Source organism: Magnetofaba australis IT-1 (assembly GCF_002109495.1).
GTDB classification, from domain to species: Bacteria; Pseudomonadota; Magnetococcia; order Magnetococcales; family Magnetococcaceae; genus Magnetofaba; species Magnetofaba australis.
Genome location: NZ_LVJN01000019.1, coordinates 441,414 through 465,365 on the forward strand (window position 1 = coordinate 441,414; position 23,952 = coordinate 465,365).

General features: G+C 60.1%; 16 protein-coding genes. 9 read left to right on the forward strand and 7 right to left on the reverse strand.

What is annotated here, in order from left to right; genetic code table 11:
• Positions 1–138: 138 nt before the first annotated feature.
• From MAIT1_RS11260 to MAIT1_RS11280, 5 genes are all read right to left on the reverse strand, one after another.
• Entirely contained in the window at positions 139–552 is a 414-nt protein-coding gene (locus MAIT1_RS11260; RefSeq protein WP_085442367.1) for a hypothetical protein, read from the reverse strand.
• A 23-nt stretch (positions 553–575) separates the two neighbouring features.
• Positions 576–1,721: a PilT/PilU family type 4a pilus ATPase gene (locus MAIT1_RS11265; protein WP_085442368.1), complete on the reverse strand. Its 1,146-nt coding sequence runs from the start codon at positions 1,719–1,721 to the stop codon at positions 576–578.
• Positions 1,722–1,948: 227 nt separating this feature from the next.
• Positions 1,949–2,593, reverse strand: a complete 645-nt coding sequence (locus MAIT1_RS11270) for a FlgO family outer membrane protein (RefSeq protein ID WP_085442369.1) — start codon at positions 2,591–2,593, stop codon at positions 1,949–1,951.
• The gene (locus tag MAIT1_RS11275; protein ID WP_085442370.1) at positions 2,593–3,270 is read right to left on the reverse strand and encodes a FlgO family outer membrane protein; all 678 of its coding nucleotides are present in this window, start codon (positions 3,268–3,270) and stop codon (positions 2,593–2,595) included. The genes MAIT1_RS11270 and MAIT1_RS11275 overlap by 1 nt, the downstream gene beginning before the upstream one ends.
• A 14-nt stretch (positions 3,271–3,284) precedes the next feature.
• A complete protein-coding gene (locus tag MAIT1_RS11280) occupies positions 3,285–4,322 on the reverse strand; it encodes a type IV pilus twitching motility protein PilT (protein ID WP_085442371.1) in 1,038 nt (345 codons plus the stop codon).
• A 259-nt stretch (positions 4,323–4,581) separates the two neighbouring features.
• Between MAIT1_RS11280 and recA the strand changes: the two genes are divergently transcribed.
• The 8 genes from recA to fur all read left to right on the forward strand — a co-directional run bounded on the left by recA (position 4,582) and on the right by fur (position 17,810).
• On the forward strand, positions 4,582–5,619 hold the full coding sequence (gene recA, locus MAIT1_RS11285; protein WP_085442574.1) for a recombinase RecA: 1,038 nt from the start codon (positions 4,582–4,584) through the stop codon (positions 5,617–5,619).
• 125 nt (positions 5,620–5,744) lie between these two features.
• Positions 5,745–8,015 carry a DNA topoisomerase IV subunit A gene (gene parC / locus MAIT1_RS11290; protein WP_085442372.1) on the forward strand — a complete coding sequence of 757 codons (2,271 nt, stop codon included), beginning with the start codon at positions 5,745–5,747 and terminating at the stop codon, positions 8,013–8,015.
• A gap of 292 nt (positions 8,016–8,307) precedes the next feature.
• The gene (locus MAIT1_RS11295; RefSeq protein WP_085442373.1) at positions 8,308–10,164 is read left to right on the forward strand and encodes a hypothetical protein; all 1,857 of its coding nucleotides are present in this window, start codon (positions 8,308–8,310) and stop codon (positions 10,162–10,164) included.
• Between the two features lie 163 nt (positions 10,165–10,327).
• Complete coding sequence (locus MAIT1_RS11300) at positions 10,328–11,437, forward strand: hypothetical protein (RefSeq protein ID WP_085442374.1); 1,110 nt, start codon at positions 10,328–10,330, stop codon at positions 11,435–11,437.
• Between the two features lie 368 nt (positions 11,438–11,805).
• On the forward strand, positions 11,806–15,252 hold the full coding sequence (locus MAIT1_RS11305) for an SLBB domain-containing protein (RefSeq protein ID WP_158089445.1): 3,447 nt from the start codon (positions 11,806–11,808) through the stop codon (positions 15,250–15,252).
• 50 nt (positions 15,253–15,302) lie between these two features.
• Positions 15,303–15,842 (forward strand): TRAP transporter small permease subunit, encoded by a 540-nt coding sequence (locus MAIT1_RS11310; protein WP_241893458.1) that lies wholly within the window; start codon positions 15,303–15,305, stop codon positions 15,840–15,842.
• Positions 15,842–17,230 (forward strand): TRAP transporter large permease, encoded by a 1,389-nt coding sequence (locus MAIT1_RS11315; RefSeq protein ID WP_085442376.1) that lies wholly within the window; start codon positions 15,842–15,844, stop codon positions 17,228–17,230. The genes MAIT1_RS11310 and MAIT1_RS11315 overlap by 1 nt, the downstream gene beginning before the upstream one ends.
• Before the next feature lie 145 nt (positions 17,231–17,375).
• Positions 17,376–17,810, forward strand: coding sequence for a ferric iron uptake transcriptional regulator (gene fur / locus MAIT1_RS11320; RefSeq protein ID WP_085442377.1), 435 nt, complete (start codon positions 17,376–17,378; stop codon positions 17,808–17,810).
• Positions 17,811–17,925: 115 nt separating this feature from the next.
• On the opposite strand, the gene MAIT1_RS11325 is transcribed toward fur, so the two are convergent.
• Both MAIT1_RS11325 and MAIT1_RS11330 read right to left on the reverse strand, forming a co-directional pair.
• Complete coding sequence (locus MAIT1_RS11325) at positions 17,926–20,637, reverse strand: ATP-binding protein (protein ID WP_085442378.1); 2,712 nt, start codon at positions 20,635–20,637, stop codon at positions 17,926–17,928.
• Between the two features lie 156 nt (positions 20,638–20,793).
• Positions 20,794–22,314: a dynamin family protein gene (locus MAIT1_RS11330; RefSeq protein ID WP_085442379.1), complete on the reverse strand. Its 1,521-nt coding sequence runs from the start codon at positions 22,312–22,314 to the stop codon at positions 20,794–20,796.
• Positions 22,315–22,503: 189 nt separating this feature from the next.
• On the opposite strand from MAIT1_RS11330, the gene gltA reads away from it, so the two are divergent.
• Entirely contained in the window at positions 22,504–23,802 is a 1,299-nt protein-coding gene (gene gltA, locus MAIT1_RS11335) for a citrate synthase (RefSeq protein WP_085442380.1), read from the forward strand.
• Positions 23,803–23,952: the final 150 nt, after the last annotated feature.

Consider the following 23,952-nt stretch of genomic DNA (forward strand, 5'->3'; position numbering starts at 1 on the left):
CGTACGTACGTACGTACCGTACCGTACCGGACCGTCCGTACCGTACGTACCGTACGTACGTACGTACGTACGTACGACGACGACGACGTAGTTTTCGGGCGCGCTTTTTTGTTGTGTTGCGCATGTCTCAAGAGGCGTTTAGCGGCACTCCGCTTGGGCGCGTTTGAACGCCGCTTCGGCGTTGCTGATGTAGCGTTGGCTCAGTTGTGCGTCGCGCAGCGATTTGAAGCGCATAAGGCGGATCTGGTTATTCATGTCCAATAGATCGACTTTGCCCTTTTCGCTGCACTTGTCATAGATCTCCGCCACGCTGCGGAACAGGGCGATGGTGCGCTCCATAGCTTGCAGCCGCAGAGTTTTGCGCTGCAACTCCTCTTCAAACTGCTTCTTCTCCTGCTCCAGGGTGGTTTGATCGGCCTTGTAGCGGGTGAAGTAGCGGTTGGCGTCAGTCTTATAGCATTCGCTGCTGTCACAAGCGGCTTGGGCCGATTGCACTGAGGCGCCCAGCATCATGGCGGCCAGGGCCAGCGCGGAAAGCGTGGAAATTCGCATGGGTCTCTCCTGATTGGTCAGGGTTAGTCCTTATCCACCAGACTCAAGCCGCTCAAGCCGCCGCCGGTCGAGGCGCCGCCGTCGGGGGACTTGCCCTCCAGTTTGATCTTCAAGCGGATTTCGTTGGCCGAGTCAGCGAAGCGCAGGGCGTCTTCGTAGGTGATTTTGTCCTGCTGGTAGAGATAGAACAGGGCTTGGTCGAAGGTGTTCATGCCCATCTCGTTGGAGTTGGCCATCACCTCTTTGAGCTGGTGCACTTCGCCCTTGAAGATCAATTCGGAGACCAGCGGCGATTTGAGCAGAATCTCGATGGCGGCGACGCGGCCGCCGCCGGCGCGGGGCAGCAGGCGCTGGGAGATCACTGCGCGCAGATTCAGCGACAGATCCATCAGCAGCTGTTCGCGCTTCTCATGGGGGAACATGTTGATGATGCGGTCCAGCGCCTGGTTGGCGTTGTTGGCGTGCAGGGTGGAGAGCGCCAGGTGGCCGGTTTCGGCGAAGTTGATGGCGTGCTCCATGGTCTCGCGGTCGCGGATCTCGCCGATGAGGATCACATCCGGGGCCTGACGCAGGGTGTTCTTCAGCGCCGCGTGCCAGTCGTTGGTGTCCACGCCCACTTCGCGCTGGGTGATCAAGCACTGTTTGTGCGGATGCACATACTCGATGGGGTCTTCAATGGAGATGATGTGACCGGCGCTGTTCATGTTGCGATGGTTGATCATCGCCGCCAGCGAGGTCGACTTACCGGAGCCGGTGCCGCCCACCATCAGAACCAGACCGGTTTTGGCCATGATGACGTCTTTAAGCACCGGCGGCAGGCCGAGCTTGTCAAAATCGGGCACCTCGGTGGTGATGACGCGCAGCACCATGCCCACCCGGCCTTGCTGAACGAAGGCGTTGCAGCGGAAGCGGCCGATGTTGTCGGGGCTGATGGCCCAGTTGCATTCGTTGGAGTCGGCGAACTCCTTCTGCTGTTGCTCATTCATGATGGCGCGGCACATGGCGGCGGTGTCATCGGCGGTGAGGACCTGATCGTTCATGGGGGTCATCTTGCCGTGCTGTTTCATCGCCGCAGGGAAGCCCGCGGTGATGAAGAGGTCAGAGCCGCCATCGCGCAGCAGTTGCGAGAGCAGATCGTACATCGCCTTTTGGGGGTCGGAGACGCTCATGGAGGATCCTCTTCAAACTCCGGTGGAATGGACAAAAAAATGCAGCGCGTCAGGGCGTGGCCCGCACGCGCGGTCATCTTATTTAAACGCTTGAGATTGTCGCCATTCAGGGGCGCAATGACAAGTCGCAAAAACCCACAGGGGTAAATCAGGCCCTGAAAATGCAAAACCCCCGACTCCAGGGAGTCGGGGGCTGCGTCGCAGGAAAGCGTGTTCTTGTTATTATATTAGGTGCGCGGCGGCAGTGTCGCGGCGCCTTTGCGCAGCAGCTCGCGAATGTTGCCGCCGATGGGCAGGCTGAAATCCTGCGCCGCCATCACCTTGCTGTCCTTGAAGCGGATCAGCTGGGCGTGGAAGTAGACGCGGTTGCGCGCCAAGCTATAGCTGCCAGCCAGGATGGCGTCGGCGCGATGCTCTTTGCGGATCTTATCCAACTCGCGGGTCAACGCCAACTCACCCACGCCGGGTTGGATCAGCATGTTGGTGCGCAGATTGGACTCCACCATGGCGAAACCGCTTTGGGTGAAACGCGCCGACATCTGCCGTCCCACCAGTCGCCCCAGCGCCGAAGTGTCGGCCAGATCGTCCATGTTGACGAAGCTGGAGGCGATGATGGGGGAGTAGAGCGGAAAGCGCTTGCCCATGTTGGCGATCATGGCGTCGGCGGCGGCGTAGGAAGCGCCGAGCACCTCGCCCTGCATCGCCGCCGAACCCGCCGCGCTGGGCTGCGAGATCAGCGGGTAGCTGGTTTCGGTCTGGGCCGGCGCGCAGCCGGTCAGAGTGGTCAGCGCCAAAAGCGTGACGACGAGCGGCGTCAAAACCGCGCCGCGTCCGGCGGCGCGCGCCTTGGGGTGCGGTTGGGCGGCGTTCATCACTGATTCACCAGAGTCAGGGTGGGACCGCCGGTTTCCGCCAACAGTTCGCGGGTGGTGGGGCCCAGCGGCAGTTTGGCGTCCACCGAGGCCAAGGTCTGCTTGTTGTTGATGCGGATCATGCGGGTGGTGAAGTGCAGCATGTCACTGGTGCGGGTGTAGCTGCCGGTGACCACCGCATAGGCGCGGTATTCGTCAGTCAATTTCTTGATATCCCGCGAGAGGATGAATTCACCCTCCTGCACGCGCACCGCTAGGTTCTTGCGCAGACGCGGCTCAATCACCGCATAACCCTGTTGGGTGATGCGCGAGGAGACGTGGTCGGCGATGAGCAGCCCCAGCTCGCTGGTGCTGTCGAGGTTGGACCGGTTGACGAAACTGGTCACCATGATCGGTTTGGCGCGGTGGTAGGAGGGGTGGTTCTTACGCAGCTCCATCACCAGGGCGTCGGCGATCTGGTGGCTCATGCTCACCAAGTCCACCTCTTTGGGTTGCGGAATGGTCACCTCCACCGAGGCGGGCATGGGAACCGGTTCCGGCGCGGGGGCCGGAACCGGTTCGAGCACGGGAACCATCATGCAGCCGCTCAGCGCGCCGGAGGCCAGGGCCAGAGCCAACGCGCGAGGCGCGAACCGTTTGCACAGTGCGCCTGTGGCGCCGATGTTTCGCTTCTTCATGGGAACGGATCCCTTTATTTAAACTGATCCTTGATATTGGCCTTCTCGTGCGCAGCAGCTTTGTCGATCAGACCGGCTTGCACATAGTTAAGCAAGGACTGTTCCAAGGTTTGCATGCCGAACTGTTTGCCGGTCTGCATGGCCGAATACATCTGCGCCACCTTGTTCTCGCGGATCAGGTTTTTGATCGCCGGGGTGCCGATCAGAATCTCGTGGGCCGCCACGCGACCGCCGCCTTTTTTCTTCAGCAGGGTTTGCGACACCACCGCTTTAAGGGATTCGGAGATCATGGTGCGGATCATATCCTTCTCCGCCGCCGGGAACACGTCGACGATACGGTCGATGGTCTTGGCCGCCGAGGTGGTGTGCAGGGTGCCGAACACCAAGTGACCGGTCTCCGCCGCCGACAGCGCCAAACGGATGGTCTCCAGGTCGCGCATCTCGCCCACCAGAATCACGTCGGGGTCTTCGCGCAGAGCCGAGCGCAGGGCGTTGTTGAAGCTCTTGGTGTCGCGATGCACCTCACGTTGGTTCATCAGGCACTTTTGCGACTGGTGCACAAATTCGATGGGGTCCTCAATGGTGAGGATGTGGCCATACTCGGTCTTGTTCTTATAGTCGACCATGGCCGCCAGGGTGGTGGACTTACCCGAGCCAGTGGGGCCAGTCACCAGCACCAGGCCGCGCGGGGTGGCGGCGAACTCTTTGAAGATCTCCGGACAATTGAGCTGTTCGAGGGTGAGGATCTCCGAGGGGATGGTGCGGAACACCGCGCCGGCGCCGCGATTCTGCACGAAGGCGTTGACGCGGAAACGGGCCAGATTGGGCACTTCAAAGGAGAAGTCCGCCTCCAGCTCCTGCTCGTAGTCGCGACGCTGCTTGTCGTTCATGATGTCGTACACCATGCCGTGCACGGTGTCGTGATCCAGAGGCGGCACGTCGATGCGGCGGATGTCGCCATCCACGCGGATTAGCGGCGGCATGCCGGCGGACAGGTGCAGGTCGGAGGCTTTATTGTTGACGCTAAACGCGAGCAGTTCGGAAATGTCCATGGCGTTATCCAATCCCCTCATATGGGTCAATGATTTGTCCGGCGCCATCGACGATGGCCCGGCCAGAGTATACCGCCGGGCGCAAGGCGGGCAACGCCCGGAATGGCGCGCTGCGAACAACGCCCCTTGGGGTCGGGGCCCGCAGCTTGGTATAACAGGCGGGCTGCGCGCTCCCGCTTGTGGTCGAGCGCGCGCCTTTTCATACAACCTGATCGTCTCACATAACCCGATATTCGCCTGTCGAGGAGTCCGCATGTCCATGGATAAAGAGAAAGCCAAAGCGCTTGACGCCGCCATCTCCCAAATCGAACGTCAGTTCGGCAAGGGCTCCATCATGCGCATGAGCGAGGACGCCGTGGTGGACGCCCCCGCCGTCTCCACCGGCTCGTTGGGGCTGGATCTGGCGCTGGGCATCGGCGGCCTGCCGCGTGGGCGCGTGGTGGAGATCTTCGGCCCGGAATCCTCCGGTAAGACCACCCTGGCGCTGCATGCGGCGGCGGAGATCCAAAAGGCGGGCGGCGTGGCCGCCTTCGTCGACGCCGAGCATGCCCTCGACCCCACCTACGCCCGCAAACTGGGGGTGAATGTGGACGCGCTGCTGATCTCCCAGCCCGACACCGGCGAGCAGGCGCTGGAGATCACCGATATGCTGGTGCGCAGTGGCGCGGTGGATCTGGTGGTGGTGGACTCGGTGGCCGCGCTCACCCCGCGCGCCGAGATCGAAGGCGAGATGGGCGACTCCCACGTGGGTCTGCAGGCGCGCCTGATGTCCCAGGCGCTGCGCAAACTCACCGGCAGCATCTCCCGCACCAACGGCATCGTGCTGTTTATCAACCAGATTCGCATGAAAATCGGCGTGATGTTCGGCAACCCCGAGACCACCACCGGCGGCAACGCGCTGAAGTTCTACAGCTCGGTGCGTCTGGATATCCGTCGCATCTCGGCGATTAAGGATAAGGATGAGGTGGTGGGCTCGCGCACCCGGGTGAAGGTGGTGAAGAACAAAATGGCCCCGCCGTTCCGCCAGTGCGAATTCGACATCACCTATGGCGAGGGGGTGTCGCTCTCCGGCGAGATTCTGGATATGGCGGTGGACGCCGGCTTGGTGGAGAAGTCCGGCGCCTGGTACTCCTATAATGGCGAGCGCATCGGTCAGGGGCGCGAGAACGCCAAACGCTATATGACCGAGAATCCCGCCTCCCTGCACGCGTTGGAAGATCAGATCCGCGTGCAGAACGGTTTGGCGCCCAAGCATGGCTCGGCTCCGGCTGAAAGCGCCGCCGCCGACGAAGAGTGACGCCTTCCTTATATATAGAGGAAGCATGACGCTGCGCTGATGCGACGCGCGCCGCCAACGCTCTGGCGGCGCGCGTCGTGAGTTTGACGATCTTCTGCTCTGTAACTCCGTCCCCACGAGACCCCATGCGCGATACCGACCCTTCCGTTCAGGACGCCTCTCTCCGCGAGGAGCTGGAGCAACGCTATCTGGCCTACGCGCTCTCCACCATCGTCGGCCGCGCGCTGCCCGACGCCCGCGACGGCCTGAAGCCGGTGCATCGGCGCATCCTCTTCGCCATGCGCGCGCTGCGGCTGGATCCCAATTCAGCATATAAGAAATCCGCCCGCGTGGTGGGCGACGTGATCGGTAAATTCCACCCCCACGGCGACCAGGCCGCCTATGACGCCATGGTGCGTCTGGCGCAGGACTTCGCCGTGCGCTATCCGCTGGTGGACGGGCAGGGCAACTTCGGCAACATCGACGGCGACGGCGCCGCCGCCATGCGTTACACCGAAGCGCGTCTGACCGCCGTGGCGCGGGCGCTGCTGGAAGATCTGGAGATGGATACGGTGGACTTCCGCCCCACCTACGACGGCTCCGGCGAGGAGCCGGTGGTGCTGCCGGGGCGGTTCCCCAACCTGTTGGCCAATGGCGCGGCCGGCATCGCCGTGGGTATGGCCACCTCGGTGCCGCCGCACAACGTCGGCGAGATCCTCGACGCCTGCTTGATGCTGATCCGCAAGCCGCAAGTGGACGTGGCCGAGTTGATGACCAAGCTGCCGGGGCCCGATTTCCCCACCGGCGGTTTGCTGGTCTCCGAAGCCCATGAGATTCGCGAGGTGTATCAGGAGGGGCGCGGCAGTCTGCGTCTCCGCGCGCGCTGGGAGAAGGAGGATCTGGGGCGCGGTCTGTGGCGCATCGTGATCACCGAAATTCCCTATCAGGTGCAGAAGGCCAAGCTGATTGAACGCATCGCCGCGCTGATCATGGATCGCAAGTGCCCGTTTCTCAGCACGGTGCGCGATGAGTCCGACGAATCCCTGCGCATCGTGCTGGAGCCGCGCTCACGCAATGACGAGCCGGAAATCATCATGGCGTTTCTCTATCGCAATAGCGATCTGGAGAGCCGCGTCACCGTCAATCTCAACGTCATCACCGCAGGCAATCGCCCCGAGGTGCTGGACCTGAAAGGGCTGCTGCTGGCGTGGCTGGAGCATCGCTTTGAGGTGCACACCCGGCGCGCCCGATATGAACTCAACAAAATCCGCGAGCGGTTGCATCTGCTGGCGGCCTTTCTCATCGCCCATCTGAACATCGATGAGGTGATCGCTATAATTAAAGAGTATGACGAGCCTGCGCCGGTGCTCATGCAGCGCTTCCATCTGGATGAGATTCAAGCCGAGGCGATCCTCAATATGCGGCTGCGCAATCTGCGCAAGCTCGAAGAGATGAAAATCCGCGAAGAGATGGAGGAGAAGGAGCGCCGCGCCGCCGAGCTGGAGGCGATGCTGGGCGACGACTCCCTCATGTGGAGCGCCATTCGCGATGAGATCCGCGCCACCCGCAAGGAGTTCGCCGACGACCGCCGCACCGAACTGGCGGGCGCGCCGGAGGAGATTGAGGTTAAGCCAGAGGATTTCGTCGAACGCGAAGCGGTGACGGTGATCCTCTCGCGCATGGGGTGGATCAAAACGGTCAAAGGCCATGATGTCAATCTGGAGAGCGTACGTTTCAAGGGCGAGGATACCCTGCGCGCTACCGTGGAGACCCACACCAATGAGCATGTGGCGTTCCTCTCCCAGAGTGGCAAGACCTTCTCCATTCTGGTGGGCAAGCTGCCGCCGGGGAAAGGGTTCGGCGAGCCGGTGACGGTGATCTTCGATCTGGAGGGCGGCGACACGGTGAAGTGGATGAACGCGGTAGAAGCCGAGGCGGAGTACTTTGTCTCCACGCGGATGGCGCAGGGATTCCGCATTCGCGGCGAAGATCTGCTCTCCAATCTCAGAAAAGGCAAGCAGGTGGTGATGCTGAACGCAGGCGACGCCATTTTGCATATCCTGCCTGTCAGGGGCGAGCGCGTAGCCGCCATTGGGCACTCGCGGCGCATGTTGGTGTGTGATCTGGAGGAGTTTCCGCAATTGGCGCGCGGTAAGGGCGTGCGGGTGCAAAAACTGCTGAAAGGCGAGATTTTAGTGGACGTTTGCACCTTTAAAGCCGAAGATGGCGTGGAGTTGGACTCGGGAAAACGCACGCGCCGCATTGTGGATTTGACCATGTGGAGCGGCAAGCGCGCTGGTCGCGGCGCGCAATTGCCACATGGCTTTCTCAGTGGCGCGGTGTTTACCGGAACAGGCGCTTCCCTAGTCCGAGCCGGGAAAGGGTTGACCGGCGAACTGTTCGATGACGAATTGTGATAACAAATTATGAAAAAGGCGCGCGTAACAGGCGTTTTTTTTGGGGTTAACACAGTTTTTATTTGACACGACAGGGCTCCTTTGGCAAAGTTTGCCGCGTCCCGGGCGCCATTGCGCCCATATTGGCGTTGGGCTGTTGTGTCAATAAAACACACGTCAAATCACGGAAAACCGTGTGGCACATCTCATGAATACAGCCCAAGGGAGTAACGCGCGCGGGATGTTTGCGTCGTGTTGCGGTAAACTGGATATCACCAGGACGCTCTGATAAGAGTTTAAGGAGTTAATAACCATGAAGCAGTGGGGGAAGATGATGAATAAACGGACTACTCTGTTGGCGTTGGCCGGCGCCCTGTCTCTTGGCGTAAGCGCCTGCGGCGGTGGTAGCGATTCGACCACCAGCAGTTCCGTCAGCGGCACCGCCACCAAGGGTCCCATGAGCGGCGCGACCTGCTCGGTTGGCGGCGTCACCGTTGGCACCACCAGCTCCACCGGCGCTTACTCCGGCACCGCCTCGGGCGTGTCGAGCAGCACCTACACCACCATCACCTGCTCGGGCGGTACCGACACCGTGACCAGCGGCACCCCGTGGATGGACACCAGCTCGCTGTTCCTGAGCACGGAGACCACAGTTAATACGAACGCCATCACCACCCTGCAGGCCAGCATCGCTTCCGCTGCCGCGGGCACCAGCTCTGTCTCTGCGAGCAACGTCTCCGCCGCTCTGAACACCGTGCTGACCCTGTTTGGTTTCGGCGCCGACACCGGCTCCTTCGATCCGCGCACCTCCAGCTTCTCCAGCGTGACCAGCGCCGACAACGCCGGCCTGATCGCCACCGGCATTGAAGCCGCCGCTGAAGCGATGCGTCGTTCCTATGCGTCGCTGTCCGCCTCCACCGTGTCCGGCGTGGCGCCCACCTCGGTGAGCAACTTCTTCACCCGCGTGGCCGCCGAACTGGCTGACGGTAACCTGGACGTTGACTCCAGCACCTCCGGCACCGGCGCCGCCCAGCTGATGAACACCCTGACCGTGGCCGCCGCCGGCGTCATGCTGGAAGTGGTTCAAGGCGGTCTGACCGTCGGCAGCAGCCTGACCAGCACCACCGCGGGCACCACCTTCAGCACCAGCAGCTTCTCCGCTTTCGGTGCGACCCCGAGCACGCTCTCCACCACCCTGTTGGCGAGCAGCTCTTCGAGCACCTTCATGTCTGCGGCCACCACCCTGTTCAACGCCGCTGCGACGTTGACCACCGGCACCGCCGCCACCGCGTTCTCGACTCTGGGCACCGCCTTCAATGGCCAATCCCTGAGCACGCTGTCCACCATCGTCACCAACAACAGCACCGCGCTGACCAACGCCAAGGCTGGCGTCTCCACCGCGCTGACCTCCCTGGCTGCGCAGACTGACACCGCCGCCGCCGCCGCCGCCAGCTCCGCTTCTTCGGCCGCCGCGACCACCTCCACCTACGTGGTCGACACCAGCACCATTCGTGTCTATGACTATGACACCGGCCTGTCGAAGACCGTCACTCTGACCCCCGACACGCCGTCTCTGAGCAGCGGCGCGTTGACCGTGACTCTGCCTTCCAATGAGCACCTGTACGCCAACAACCTGTCCACGCTGACCGGCTACAGCAGCAGCAACATGCCGCCCGAGCTGTATGTTGAACTGAACAACATTCCGGCCACCAGCAGCAGCAGCACCGCCACGGTGACCATGGAGTTGATCGACGGTTCCGACTCGACCCACACCGCTGGTTCCGAGCGCTACATCAAGGTCTCCTTCCCGCTGGTTTACAGCTCTACCTCCAGCCAGCTGACCCTGACCTCCGATGCCGCCTCCACCGCGAGCGTGACCTTCTATAAGCAGACCGATACCTCGGCCTCCACCGCGACTCTGACCAACTCCGCGGCTGAGAGCCTGATCGTCTACAAGAAGGGCAGCACTCAATCCGAGACCGCCACCAAGAACGCTTTGGCCTTCCGCATCGCGTCTCTGTTTGACATCAACAGCACCCTGGGCGCTGCGATGACCTCGCCTTCGCCCATCGGTCAGTACTACTACAAAATCAGCTTCAGCGGTATCAGCCTCTCCGATACCAGCGGCAACAGCATCTCCAGCATCTCCGGCACCTTCTACGTCAAGTAAGACGTTCGCCTGAGAAGTTGATTTGCTCTCAATGGGCGCGCCATACGGCGCGCCCATTTTTTATGGTGTTTTGACTGCTTAAGATCCTTCCCAAAATCGGGTTGAGGAAATACTATCAATGGTTACCTTTTGATGGGCTTTGGTCTTAAGTTGGGATTCTGCAGTGTTCAACAAGGTTGCCAAATGGTCCGCAGTTTTCGGCTTGGGAGTCGCGGCCTTCTGGCAGGGCGCCACTGTGGCGCAGAGCGCTCCGATGGATGAGTTCCTGATCGCTCAGCACGGCTACCCGCCCTGGAGCGGCGAGATTGAGTTCTCCCGGGATGCGGTGAACACCGCACTGGATATTTTCAATATCCGAGGCCAGGACAACGAGTTTGCTGGCACGGAAGTCGGTGACTATACAGGCTATCACGTCTCAGGCGGAATCGCTTTAACGCGCCGTCTGTGGATTGATGGCTCCTATTGGTGGCGTACGTTAACGGCAACACAGGAAGATATCTCAGGAACCTCCTGGAGTTTGGCCGCGCAGTACCAAGCCACAGTCAACCTGGATTGGCTGCCTGCAGTGTCGTTGAGACTCTCTCGCTGGGGCACTGACTCTGAAGATGTTGACCGGAGCACCAACTCCGTTTTAAGAGACTTCAATATCAGTAGTGTGCGCGTGACATCCCCGGCCGATGAGCAGTGGCAGGGCGATATCATCGGCAGCTGGTTTGTGGATGATATGGAGTCGTTTACCGCCTTCTTTGGGTATGGGAAGAGCACCGTCAGTTATAATCAGTTGCTGGCCAGCTTCAGCAATGATTGTGTCTACTCCCTGCAATCACCGTCTAAAAATCAATTGACAGGGCAGCTCTATTCCGGGGATCCGTTGGTTTGTGAACTTCTCGATTTTAATCTCAACAGCAATGATGCTGTCTATCCTGGCGAAGGGTTTGGCATGGCGTATAGCGGAACCTATTTCCACTTCGGCGGCATGTACCAAACATTCGATGAGAACTGGCGCTTCCGACTGGGCTATCGCTTCCAAAGTCACCAACGCAGTGTCGATGCTGAAGTGGCCGCCAATGATGTGAGCGTGGTGAGCAGTAATCACATTATCACCAGCGAAGTGGGGTTTAAACTGAGTCGCTATTGGGCGCTGTTTGCGCGGGCGACCTTCTATAAAAATCAACTGCTGGGTGAAATGCCATTTGCCTATAATGTTTTTACAGCACACCGATTTGATAAGAAATACGGTCTGTTGAGCTTTGGTTTGGTCACAGGGTTTTAGGCGCCGACGGCAACCTTGCCGCATGCTGATCGGGCAGGGGGATGCAGCGTTTGATCAGATGCGCCAATGACGCCGCGGTCGTGAAATGGTATTTTGCCCACTGGAAAAAATGCGAAGTTCGGAGCGTTAACTTGAGCAGCAGTCCCCTTACCACCACCTGTCAACGTTGGCCTGGCGCGCAATTGCGCCGGTTCCTATGCGTTGCGCTGTTTCTGCTTGTCGCCATTTGGGCGCCGTCGATGTCATGGGCGCAAGGCGTCAGCACGCTTCAGAGCCTGTCGAATGCTGCTACGCTCCTAAACCAGCTGAATCAAGTCAACTCCGCGAATAACAGTGCAGCATCTGGCGCGCCCTCAACAGAGAACCTGTTGAATGGTGGAGCCCAGGACGCTTTCGATACCGGCGACAATGCGGTCTCCAATGTGACGCCACCGCAACCTACCCGCGCGATTCCGCAACCCAAATCGATTATTAATCTGCACGCGCCGCTCCCCAGCGACCCAGAGGAGACCATAATTAGCTTGGGCGAGATGCCCAATGATCTGTCACAACTCCAGCGTATCCGCCTGATCCAGACCAACTCCTCTCTGCTGAAGCAGTTCGGCTATGATGTGTTCTCAAGCACGGCGTCAACGTTTGCTCCCGTCACGAATTTCCCGATTCCGCCCGATTATGTGCTGGGGCCCTATGATTCGTTGATTGTGAATCTAGCGGGTAAAGAGTTCACCTCGCAAAGCCTCAGCATCGATCGTGAAGGGGCGGTCAACATTGCAGGGGTGGGCGCCGTACCCATCGCCGGTCTGACTTTTGCGCAAGCCTCTGAAGTGCTCAAAGACCACTTTGAGTCCTCTTTTATTGGCGTTGAAGTGCGGCATATCACCTTGGGCAAAATGCGCAATGTCCGCATCTTTGTGCTGGGCTCCGCCACCCAACCAGGCTCCTATCTGGTCAGCGGCCTCACCACGATGACCAATGCTTTGCTTGCCTGCGGCGGCGTGTCATCGATGGGCTCATTGCGTAACATTCAACTCAAGCGCGACGGGAAGGTGATTGGCAAACTGGATCTGTATGATCTGTTGCTCAAAGGCGACATGCGCAAAGATCTGCGGATTCAGGAAGGCGATGTCATCTTTATCCCGCCGATCGGCCCGACGGTGGGATTGTCCGGGGCTGTCAAACGGCCTGCAATCTATGAGCTCAAGGGCGAGCGCAATATTCGTGACGTCCTCTCACTGGCTGGCGGCCTCCTGCCCAACGCCTATAAGAAGCGTGTGGATATTCTGCGTTCTCGCGGCGATAAAAACAGCCGGAGTTTGAACTCCTTTTCGCTGGATAATCCCCGGAACATGAATCATCGCGTGCACAATGGCGATACGGTTCATGTACATAAAGTGCTCGATAAAACGCTCAATACCGTGGACATTACCGGGCATGTCGAACGCCCTGGAATCCGCCAGTGGAGCGAGGGGTTGCGCCTGAGCGAGTTGATCCCGGACGTCTCCTTTTTGAAGGGGCATCCCGATCTTGGCTATGTCTTGATTTTGCGTCTGGATAAGCGGTCACAAAATTGGAGCGCGCTGAGCTACAGTTTGTCGGATGTCTGGAAAAATGTTGGCGGCGCCAGCGACCCTGTGCTGCAAGCGCGTGACAAGATCTATCTCTTTGGCCTCAATGAGAACCGCGCCAAATCCGTCGCGCCCATCGTTCAGACGCTGTTGCAACAGAAAGGCTCCAATGAGTTGGAGCCTTTTGTGGCGATTCACGGCAATGTCCGTTTCCCGGGTCTCTATCCCTATAGCGATGGGATGCGGGTGTCTCAACTACTGGATGCTGCGGTGGAGGCCCTGCCAGGCACAGATCTCGATTATGCGTTGCTGGTGCGCACGCTGGATAAGGATGGCCGGATAGAGCCGATGTCCTTCCGTTTGCGCGATGTGATGAATAATCCTGGGTCACCCAGCGATTTTCCCCTTCGCCGCGAAGATCGCCTGTTGGTGTTTACCAGCAGCGCCTACTTTGAAAACACCACCGCCCTTGAAACAGATAACCAAACCTATACCCGGCGTCTGAGTTTCCCAGGGCAAGGCGAAGCGATGCGTCAGGAGTTTTTGCGTCAGTTCCGCTCTGCGGAGAAGAAAATTCTGATTGAGTCTACAGGAGTTGAAAAAGTAGAGGATCAGCCCTCTTTGCAGGAGGTCGCTTTCGGCATCTCCAGCGCCGGCTCCACTCAGGTGAAAGCGGCATCCACGCCCACCTCTGAAGAGGACGCCGCACGGCAATCCTTTAAATCTTTTGCTCAAGGTCAGTTGGGATCCAACACGATCAACAGCGCCGAAGTCCTCTCTCAAGTGGCGGCGACCTCCGGTTTGCTCGGCTCCAGCGCGGCCAACAACGAGCAGGTTCCTGAAACCACCAACACAGATGGGGATGGGAGCGTTGGCGGTGTGGTTCCAGCCAGCCGTGAAGGTCAAGTGCTTTCAGATTTTGAGCGCTATAATGAACGGGAACGCTTTAAGAATTTCCGCTCCTCCATGACGGATCTGCCCGCGTTTATGACCGGTCGCTTAGCCAAACCCGATCGCGCGCAGTTCAACTTTTTGCTGATTCCCGGCAAATCCGAGGAGTTGGAGCGCTACTACGATCAGTGGAGCAACAAAACCCGCGAGGGCTTACTCTCGCCCGTGCTGGAAAGATTGGTGGCTCAGGCGACCTATTCCGAGCCTGCGCAATTGGTCAATGTCAGTGGTATGGTGCGTTTCCCCGGTCGCTATCCGCTGGAAAAAGGCATGCGTGTGGCGGACTTGATTCGCGCCAGCGGATGGCTGGCGGAACCGGCCTATACACTGGAAGCGGAGATCACGCGTCTGAGCTCCAAAGGCGGCGCGGAGCGGGAGATGGTCCACACCAAAGTGGATCTGGCTTCGATTCTCGATGGGGATTCAGCCGCGAACATTCAACTCTCCCCTTACGATACGTTGAACATCAAGCCGATCCCCAACTGGGAGGAGGCGCGCTTTGTCTCGGTGAAAGGCGAAGTGATGTTCCCGGGCGTCTATACCGTGCGCAAAGGTGAGACGCTGACCCAGCTGCTGGCGCGTGTTGGCGGTATGACCGAGTTTGCCTATCCGCAAGGCGCGGTATTCCTGCGTGAGACCCTGCGTGCGCGTGAAGCGCAGGAGATCCAAGCCATGGCCCAGCGCTTGGAGTCGATGCTGACGAAGACGGTTCTGTCGGCGGCTGAGTCTGATAAGATTGCCGATTTGGGACTTCTCAAAAGCGTGATCGAACGTCTGCGCGGCGCCACGCCCCAAGGGCGTCTGGCCATTGACCTGCCCGCGATTCTTGAGGCCAAACGCAGCGAGCGCCCCGATGTTGTCGACGCCCTGTTGGGTGATGATGGATCCCGGAGTTTGGATATTGTCCTGCGGGACGGGGATAAGCTGATTATCCCGTCGCGTAGCGATGAGGTGACCGTTCTGGGTGAAGTGGTCTATCCCACCTCGCACCAGTTCCGCAAGGATCTGACTGCAGATGATTATTTGGATCTCTCCGGCGGTCTGAACAGCTTCGCCGACAAGAAGGCGATGTATGTGGTGCGCGCCAATGGTCAGGTGCAGACCAAGCGCCACGTTGGCGCATTCGGCTCGGCGTGGTTTGCGGTCAGCGACCTGGAGCTGGGCCCTGGGGATACCTTGGTGGTGCCTATCGACGCCAAACCGCGCATGGGCATTATGGAGTACCTCAAGGAGGCCTCCAGTATTTTGTATAATCTCAGCGTCACCGCGGCGGCATTGCGAACAGTTTCGGCGCTGTAAAGAGGGGATCGGCCCGCGCTGTGTCGCGCCGGGGCCGGAAGGGAGCGAGTGTGACAGATTGGTTGGATGGTTTGTCGCAACGCATCGGACAAGCCGCCTCCTGGTTGACGTTGGGCATGACGTTGACCGCGTTTGTCATCGTGGTGCTGCGCTACCAGTTTGATTTCGGCTCCATTGCGCTGCAGGAGTCGGTTATCTACATGCACGGCGCGTTGTTCATGCTGGGGGCCTCCTACGCCCTCAAGCAGGACGCGCATGTGCGGGTGGATCTGATCTACCGCCTTCTGAGCCCACGCGGTCGCGCCTGGGTCGATCTGCTGGGGACGCTGCTGCTCCTACTCCCCACCATGGGCTTCCTGCTGTATATCTGCTTCGAATATGTCGCCGCCGCCTGGCGCGTGATGGAGGGCTCTCCAGACGCCGGTGGGCTCAATGGCGTGTGGGCGTTTAAAACCCTGTTGCTGATCATGCCTGTGCTGGTCGCCCTGCAAGGTGTGGCGCAGATGCGTAAGGCGTGGCGGGTGATTCGGTTTGGCGCGGTGGAGTCGGACGCCGACGCCTCCGCCGATGCGCACTCGGAGGAGGCGTGATGGAGGAGTATGCCGCGCTGTGGCTGTTTGTGCTGGTCTGCCTGGCGCTGCTGGCCGGGTATCCGGTGGCGCTCTCTTTGGCGGGCAGCGCGCTGGCGGCGGCCTACATCGGCAGCGGACTGGATCTGTTTGATCTGACTGACCTTGAGTTTATCCCCAATCGTATCTATGGCGTGATGACCAACCAGACCCTGGTGGCGGCGCCGCTGTTCATCTTTATGGGGGTGATGCTGGAGCGGTCGCGGGTGGCTGAGGAGTTGCTCGACACCATGGCGCTGCTATTTGGCGGGGTGCGTGGCGGCCTCGGTCTATCGGTGATTGTGGTGGGTATGTTGATGGCCGCCAGCACCGGTATTGTAGGAGCCACGGTGGTGACCATGGGGCTTCTCTCTCTGCCCACCATGATGCGCCGCGGGTATGATCCGGCGTTGGCCACCGGAACCATCTGCGCCTCGGGCACGCTGGGCCAGATCATTCCGCCTTCGATTGTTTTGATTCTGCTCGGCGATGTCATCGGCTCCGCCTACCAACAAGCGCAGTTGGACATGGGGGTGTTTCAGCCGCGCACGGTGTCGGTGGGCGATCTGTTCGTCGGCGCGTTGATTCCGGGTTTAATCCTGGTGGCGTTCTATTTGGCCTACATGATTGGCGTGGCGATCTGGTCGCCGCATCGCGCCCCGGCGATCCCCGCTGCTGAGCGTGGCGAGTTGACGCGGACGCAGTTGTGGTCGCGCGCGCTGCGGGTGCTGTTGCCGCCGTTGGCGATGATTTTGGCGGTGCTGGGCTCGATTTTGGCTGGAATCGCCACCCCGACGGAAGCGGCTTCGGTTGGCGCGGTTGGCGCAATGGTTCTGGCCGCGCTGCGTGGCCAACTGTCGTTGCAGACGCTGCGGCAGACCATGCGCTCCACCACCGAAGTCACCAGTATGGTGTTTCTCATCTTTATTGGCGCGACCATCTTCTCACTGGTGTTTCGGGGCTTTGGCGGCGATGAGCTGGTGACGGATCTGCTCAGTGATCTGCCCGGCGGTAAGGTGGGCGCCATGGCGGCGGTGATGCTGCTGATGTTCGTGTTGGGATTCTTTATCGACTTTATCGAGATCACCTTTGTGGTGGTGCCCATTATCGGCCCTGTATTGCTGGCCATGGGGTTCGATCCGGTGTGGCTTGGGGTGATGATCGCCATTAATTTGCAAACCTCTTTCTTGACCCCTCCGTTTGGTTTTTCGCTGTTTTATTTGCGTGGCGTGGCCCCGGAATCCATTGCCACTGGGCGTATTTATCAGGGGGTGATGCCCTATATCTTGATTCAAGGATTGGTGCTGGCGCTATTGGCCTATTGGCCGCAATTGGCGATCTGGTTGCCTATGCGCGTTTATGGGCAATGAATGAATTTTATGTCGCTGCGCACTAACATAGCGTCCCCTCTGCATTGAGTAAAACTGTGTTTCATACAAAAGAAGTTAGACCGCTGCGCGTATGTCAGGTATATATAATATTAGCTGATCTCAATATTGAATTGAGCAGGGGGTTATGAATAATCTGACGCAAGACATTAAAGACGCCGGTTTGAAGGCTACCGCGCCGCGGTTGCGCGTGTTGCAACTGTTCCGAGAGCTGGCGGACGGCGCGCATATGAGCGCGGAAGACGTCTATAAGCTCTTGATGGATCAGGGCGATGATATTGGACTGGCGACGGTGTATCGCGTCTTGACCCAGTTTGAGCAGGCCGGATTGCTCACGCGGCACCATTTCGATAGCGGCAAAGCGATTTTTGAACTCTCACAGGGCGGCCACCATGACCATCTGGTGTGCATGGAGTGCGGTCATGTGGAGGAGTTTTGTGATGAAACCATCGAGAAACGGCAGGACGCCATCGCCCGTGAGCGCGGATTTACGGTGAGCGCCCACGCACTCTATCTGTATGTGGAGTGCAAGCGGGAAAACTGCCCCAATCGACGCTCCTGACGCGCGCAGTTCCTCTACTGGCGCCTTTGGCGCAGACCGCTGCGTCTCTCTTCTCCGTTTTTGTCGCCGACAGCGGACTGATCCCGCCTGCGTATGACAAGGCGTGGTGACCGAATCAGATCTGATTGGCGCTGCGCTTCCAGCGATTCCACTGATTCACTGCAGCCACTACCGCTTCCACCACCTGATCACGTTGCAACGGCTTATCCAAAATACTCAATCCGCTCAGGGCATTGAGTCGTGAAACCGCGTCGGAATCCGATGGGCCGCCCAGCAGTACGATGGGGGTGTCGGTGTTGACCGTTTCGCCGCTGCGAATGCGTTCGATCTCACTGCAACCGCCGTCGGGCAGGTGCGAGCAGTCCAGCACCAACGCCACATACCGCGCCGCCTGAGCATTCTCGAGGAAGGCGCCGGTAGCCTGACAGCCATCCAACTCCACCACCTGAATGTGATGCTCGTCGAGAATGCGCTTGAGGATCATGCGCACCACCGGGTTGTGGCTGGCCACCACCATATGGGGTTGCTGCGGCGGCGCCTCGTCGGCGGGGGCGGGGCCCATAATGCCGTCAGTGGTCTCCAGGGGGATGTGCAAGTGGAATACGCTGCCGCGCTCCGGTTCGCTGTGGACGCTGATGCGTCCGCCCATCAACTCCACCAACTGTTTGGTGAAGGTGAGCCCCAACCCCATGCCGCCGTGAATGGCGTTGCGCTCGCCTTCCTGGGAGGTGACGCCGCCCTGGTTGAAGGCGTCGAAGATCCCTTCGAGTTTTTCTGAGGGGATGCCATCGCCGGTGTCGGAGATGGAGAAGCGGACGATGCGCGCCGCCGAAGGGTCGGGGTCCATGGTGGCGGTGATGGCGACGCCGCCTTGGGCGGTAAACTGAATGGCGTTGGAGAGCAGACTCTCCAACGCCTGACGCAGATGCCCCTCATCGGCCAGAATCGAGACCGGCAGCGAGCCGTCGGCGTCCACATGCAGGGTCAGTCCCTTCTCGGTGGCGGTGTCGTCATAGGCGAGTTTGAGCGACTCCAGGAAGGGGCGAATCTCGAACGGCGCTTTGTGCAGAATGAACTGCTTGGTCTCCACCCGCGACAGGTTGACCAGATCATCGATCATACTCGCCAGTCGTGTGGCGCTGCTCTGGATGTTCTGCAGATGGCTGAGCTTGTCGGGGGCGCTCTCCTGGCACTGCTGCTGAATTAGCTGCGTGCTGGCGCGAATCACGTTGATGGGGGTGCGCAGTTCATGGCTGATATTGGCCAGGAAGCGGTTCTTGACCAGATTGGCCGCCTCCGCCGCCTCATGGGCGCGCTGCAGTTCGCGCTCCATCTGAATGCGCGGGGTGATATCCTCTTTGACTGAGAGGTAGTGGGTGATGGCGCCGTCGCCGTCGCGGATGACGGAGATGGTGTTCTTTTCCCAATAGCGTTGGCCGTTTTTCTTCTGGTTGCGCAGAATGCCCTGCCAGGTGCGCCCGGCGGAGATGTTCTCCCACAGATCGTTGAAGGTCTCGCGCGGGGTCTCGCCGGATTTGAGAATGCGCGGCGTGCGTCCGATCACCTCGTCGGCGCGATAGCCGGTCAGACGGGTGAACTCCGGATTAACGTAGTTGATGCGACCGTCGACGTCGGTGATCACCACCGCGGTGGCGCTCTGCTCCACCGCTTGGGAAAGTTTGCGCAGTTCGGTCTCGGCCTTGGAGCGCTCGCCCATCTCCGCCTGCAGGTCGTCGCGGGTGCGGGTCACCTCATGCATCAGATGTTCGAACTGGGCTTCCAGAATGCCTAACTCGTCACGGTCCTCTACATCCTGCGGCTTGGCGCCCAGATTCTCCATCACAAAGCTGGTGATGCGACGGGTCACGGCGCGAATGGTGCGAGTGACCCAGAACATCATGATGATGCTGGAGAGGATCAGCACAAACGCGGTGATGGCGCGCTGCTGGCGTTCGGTGACCAGGATCGAGCTGTTGAGATTCTCGAATTCGCGAATCTCCACCAGCGACGCCAGTTGCAGGGTCAGATCGGTGGAGCCCGCCTCCAGGAACGATTTGCCGGCGATGATGAAACGCTCTTCAAGCTTGGAGAGCAGCATGCCCGGCGGGGCCAATTGCGGCTGGTTGCTGGCCACCACCCGGGCCGGATCGCCATTGAGCAGCGCCAGCGCGCCGCCGAAAGGGCGAATGGGGCCGTGCGGGGCGTTGAGAAAGGCGTTGTCCAGCGGATTGGCCAGCAACAGGGTGGCGCGCACGGCGCCCTTGGCGTCCAGCACCGGGGCCGAGGAGATCAGGAACGGCGCATTGCCCAGTCGAGTCAAAAAGGGTTGGCCGTGGCTCAGTTGCAGCAGCGGCGCATTAACCGACAGCAGCGCTTTGGGCGGCGCTTCGCCGCTTTTGGAGTAGAGCTCGCGGGGGATGCCGTGGGCGTCTAACAACATCAGGTTGCGGATGGCCACCAGCGCATTGTCTTGAATCTGCTGTGGCAGCCACTGCGGCGGGGTGGTGTGAAACGCCAGCGGCGCATGCGCTTTTTTAAATGGACGTTTATCCAGATAGTCGGCCAGGCTCTGCTGCGAGGCCAGCAGTTGCAGGGTCAGCGCATGGGCTTTGATGTGCTGTTCGAAAGCGACCTGGTTCTCCAGCGCCTTCTCCCACACGGTGTCCACCAGATGTTCGTGGAACAGCCCCTTGAGGTGGTTGGTTTGCCAGCTGTCGAGACCGCCCCAGGTGGCGACGCCCACCACCACCGTGGCCAGCAACATTTTGATGGCCAATGGCGTACGGCGCATCATGATGCGCAGAGATGGGGTGTCGTGGGCGGGCATGGCAGGCGGCGCGATGTCGATTCGGTTGCAGGAAGCGTTCGGTTACGTTGACTGTCGGCTACGGCGAAAACAGTCGCCGCCCGCCCGGACGCAACGCGTCCGGGCGGGCGAAAAGGGGACTACAATGCCTGATGCGCCTGTGCGACGCAAGCGGCGTTAGGCGCTGGTCGAATCGGCGCTTTCCGGCGTGTTTTTGGGGGCTTTCTCCAGCACCGGATTGGGCGCGTCGCCCGAGGGATTGGTGAACTGATCGTTGAGGTCCTGCACGAACGCGGCGGCGCCGGTGAGGACGTCGTTGATGCCGCGCTGACTGGCGCCGCCCCACCCGGCGGCGGACTTCAGGAACAGGAAGCGGCCGGGGCGGGTGCTGAAGCGGAACGATTTGCGCGTGGCCTCCAGCAGATCGGGATTGGCGATCTCCTTGGGCAGGTGCGAGAGAATGCTCTTGGCCGAGAATTTGCGGATTAGTCCGTGCAGATAACCGGCGATGCCCAGCACCACCGCGACGCTCAACGCCGCGCCGAAGTGGGCGATGCCGAAGCCGCCTTCGGGTTGGGTCCAATCCAGCTCCGCCGGGTTGGGCGCAGGCCAGGGCAGGGCGGAGGTGAACAGCGCGGTGAGGCTGAGAATGGCCAGTAGACCCAACACCACGGCATCGCCGATGAGGACCATTTTGCGCCAGCGTTTGAGCAGTTCGCCCACCTTGGGCGCCAGTTCGTCTTGAATCAGACGCGCGGCGAACTCCAGCACGCCGACGATGCGGTAGACCCGCTCGGTCTCCACCTGACCAATGCGGTCGTTGATCTCGGCCAGATCGGCGCGGCTCTTGGATTGATAGCGCTCACGCATGGCCGGGTCTTCGATGGGAGTGGCCGCCTCTTCATTATAGATCTGATAGAAGCGTCCGGCGGTCAGACCCGATTGCGACATGGAGCGCTGCCACGCCGCCACCACGTCCTCCAGATTGTCCTCGCTGACGGTGCAGTCCACCTGATTGAGCACAAACAGGAATTTATTGGAGTCGGGGCGGTGGATGGTGTTCTTGACCAGATGCGAGAGGGTGTCGCGCATGGCGCCCGGTTCCGGGTGGCGGGCGTCGAAGAACACCAGCACCAGGTCCGACAGGTCCATGATGTGGTCGGTGATGCGCAGGGTGGAGTCGCGCTGGGCGTCGGCGTCGAAGCCCGGGGAGTCCACCAGAATTTTGCCGCGCACCGCTTCCGACGGACAGGTCTTCAGTTGCAGGTAGGCGTCGATGCGGCGCCCTTCACCGGCGGCCACCGACTCGATATCGCGGCTCACCTGGTAGAAGGGGAAGCGCGGGTCGGCGTCCAGCGCCAGACCGGGCAGGGTGCGCGACTCCTCCTCTTGCGAGAAGCAGATGACGGTGAATTTGTCATCCACCGCCTGGTTGCCCGAGCGCTGCAGCTTGCTGTTGAGGAAGCTATTGATAAAAGTGGATTTGCCGGCGCTGAAGGTGCCTAGCACGGAGATCAGCGGCCACCACGGCACGCGGGTGGCGTAGGACTCCTCGGGGTCGAGAATGCCCATGCGATAGGCCACCGCGTCCAGTTCGCGAAAACGCTGCACCGCTTGCAGCAGAATCGGATTCTCCTCTTTGAGGTGCTTCTCCAGACTTTCCATTCGGCGAACGATTTGGCTGCTGGGGCCGCTCATGCGTTCCTCTCCTTACTATTGATATCTGTGAATGGGATTTATTGACGGATAAAAGTCCGTTATCAGTGGCAAACTTCAATGGGTTACTTTAAACTTGGATGCGATCCAACAACAGCGGAAAATGGAGGAATTCGAAAAAACTTCCGCATGCATCATTTTGCATGATCCCCAGACGAGCGGAGTGAAACGATGGCCAAGAACAGCGTAACGATTACGGATAACCGAACTGGAAAAACCGTTGAGTTTGATATCAAACAGGGCACCTGTGGGCCGCCCGTGGTTGATATCGCCAAGTTTTACAAAGAATTTGGACTGTTCACCCTGGACCCTGGGTTTCGCTCCACCGCCTCGTGCGAATCCAAATTGACTTTCATCGATGGTGATAAGGGCGTGCTGCAGCATCGCGGCTACAGCATCGAAGAGCTGGCTGAAAAAAGCACCTATCTGGAAGTGTGCTATCTGCTGGATATGGGCGAGCTGCCGACCCAGGCGCAGTTCGACGAGTTCAAGCATCTGATCGCCACCCACACCATGGTGCATGAGCAGCTGCTGCGCTTCTACTCCGGCTACCGTCGCGACGCCCACCCCATGGCGTTGATGGTGGGCGTGGTGGGCGCGCTGTCGGCCTTCTATCACGACTCGTTGAACATTCGCGATCCGCGTCACCGCGAGATCACCGTACACCGTCTGGTGGCCAAGATCCCCACCATCGCGGCGGCGGCGTACAAGTACTCCAAAGGTCAGCCGTTCGTCTATCCCAACAATAAGTTGAGCTATTCCGCCAACTTCCTGACCATGATGTTCGATACCCCGTGCGACGAGTATGTGCCGCACCCGGTGGTGGTGCGCGCCATGGATCGGATTTTGATCCTGCACGCCGACCACGAGCAGAACGCCTCCACCTCCACCGTGCGTCTGGCCGGCTCCTCCCTGGCCAACCCGTTCTCGGCGGTGTCGGCGGGCATCAGCGCGTTGTGGGGACCGGCCCACGGCGGCGCCAACGAAGCGGTGCTGCGCATGCTCAAGGAGATCGGCACCGCCGATCGCATCCCCGAGTTCATCCAGCGCGCCAAGGATCCCGACGATCCGTTCCGTCTGATGGGCTTCGGCCACCGCGTTTACAAGAACACCGACCCCCGCGCTCGCGTGCTCAAGCAGTCGTGCGACGAGGTGTTGGAAGTGGTGGGCGCAGGTGAGCAGGAGATCTTCAAGATCGCCATGAAGCTCGAAGAGATCGCCCTGCAGGACGAGTATTTCATCCAGCGCAAACTGTTCCCCAACGTCGATTTCTACTCCGGCATCATCCTGTCGGCCATCGGCATCCCCACCAACATGTTCACCTGTATTTTCGCCGTGGCGCGCACCATCGGCTGGATCACCCAGTGGAAAGAGATGATCGAAGAGCCGGGGCAGGCCATTGGCCGTCCGCGCCAGCTCTACACCGGCTACGACATTCGCCCCTACAAGCCAATCTCCGAGCGCGGCTGACGTCAGCGCAGCGCGGGGTCGTCGTCGATGGCTCCGCGCGGTTGACAGCGCGCGCCGGATGGCGCATAGTGCCCGGTTCAAAGCGTTCATCGCGAAAAAACGCCCGCCTCGCGCTGCGAGGCGGGCGTCCTATTCCAGGAATTGTTCCAG

Excerpts from the sequence above, each read along its gene's own strand:
- MAIT1_RS11270 (WP_085442369.1), bottom strand. The coding sequence starts at position 2,593 with ATGAACGCCGCCCAACCGCACCCCAAGGCGCGCGCCGCCGGACGCGGC.
- MAIT1_RS11280 (WP_085442371.1), bottom strand. The coding sequence starts at position 4,322 with ATGGACATTTCCGAACTGCTCGCGTTTAGCGTCAACAATAAAGCCTCC.
- MAIT1_RS11275 (WP_085442370.1), bottom strand. The coding sequence starts at position 3,270 with ATGAAGAAGCGAAACATCGGCGCCACAGGCGCACTGTGCAAACGGTTC.
- fur (WP_085442377.1), top strand. The coding sequence starts at position 17,376 with ATGAATAATCTGACGCAAGACATTAAAGACGCCGGTTTGAAGGCTACC.
- MAIT1_RS11330 (WP_085442379.1), bottom strand. The coding sequence starts at position 22,314 with ATGAGCGGCCCCAGCAGCCAAATCGTTCGCCGAATGGAAAGTCTGGAG.
- MAIT1_RS11265 (WP_085442368.1), bottom strand. The coding sequence starts at position 1,721 with ATGAGCGTCTCCGACCCCCAAAAGGCGATGTACGATCTGCTCTCGCAA.
- MAIT1_RS11315 (WP_085442376.1), top strand. The coding sequence starts at position 15,842 with ATGGAGGAGTATGCCGCGCTGTGGCTGTTTGTGCTGGTCTGCCTGGCG.
- parC (WP_085442372.1), top strand. The coding sequence starts at position 5,745 with ATGCGCGATACCGACCCTTCCGTTCAGGACGCCTCTCTCCGCGAGGAG.
- MAIT1_RS11295 (WP_085442373.1), top strand. The coding sequence starts at position 8,308 with ATGAAGCAGTGGGGGAAGATGATGAATAAACGGACTACTCTGTTGGCG.
- gltA (WP_085442380.1), top strand. The coding sequence starts at position 22,504 with ATGGCCAAGAACAGCGTAACGATTACGGATAACCGAACTGGAAAAACC.
- recA (WP_085442574.1), top strand. The coding sequence starts at position 4,582 with ATGGATAAAGAGAAAGCCAAAGCGCTTGACGCCGCCATCTCCCAAATC.
- MAIT1_RS11325 (WP_085442378.1), bottom strand. The coding sequence starts at position 20,637 with ATGCCCGCCCACGACACCCCATCTCTGCGCATCATGATGCGCCGTACG.
- MAIT1_RS11260 (WP_085442367.1), bottom strand. The coding sequence starts at position 552 with ATGCGAATTTCCACGCTTTCCGCGCTGGCCCTGGCCGCCATGATGCTG.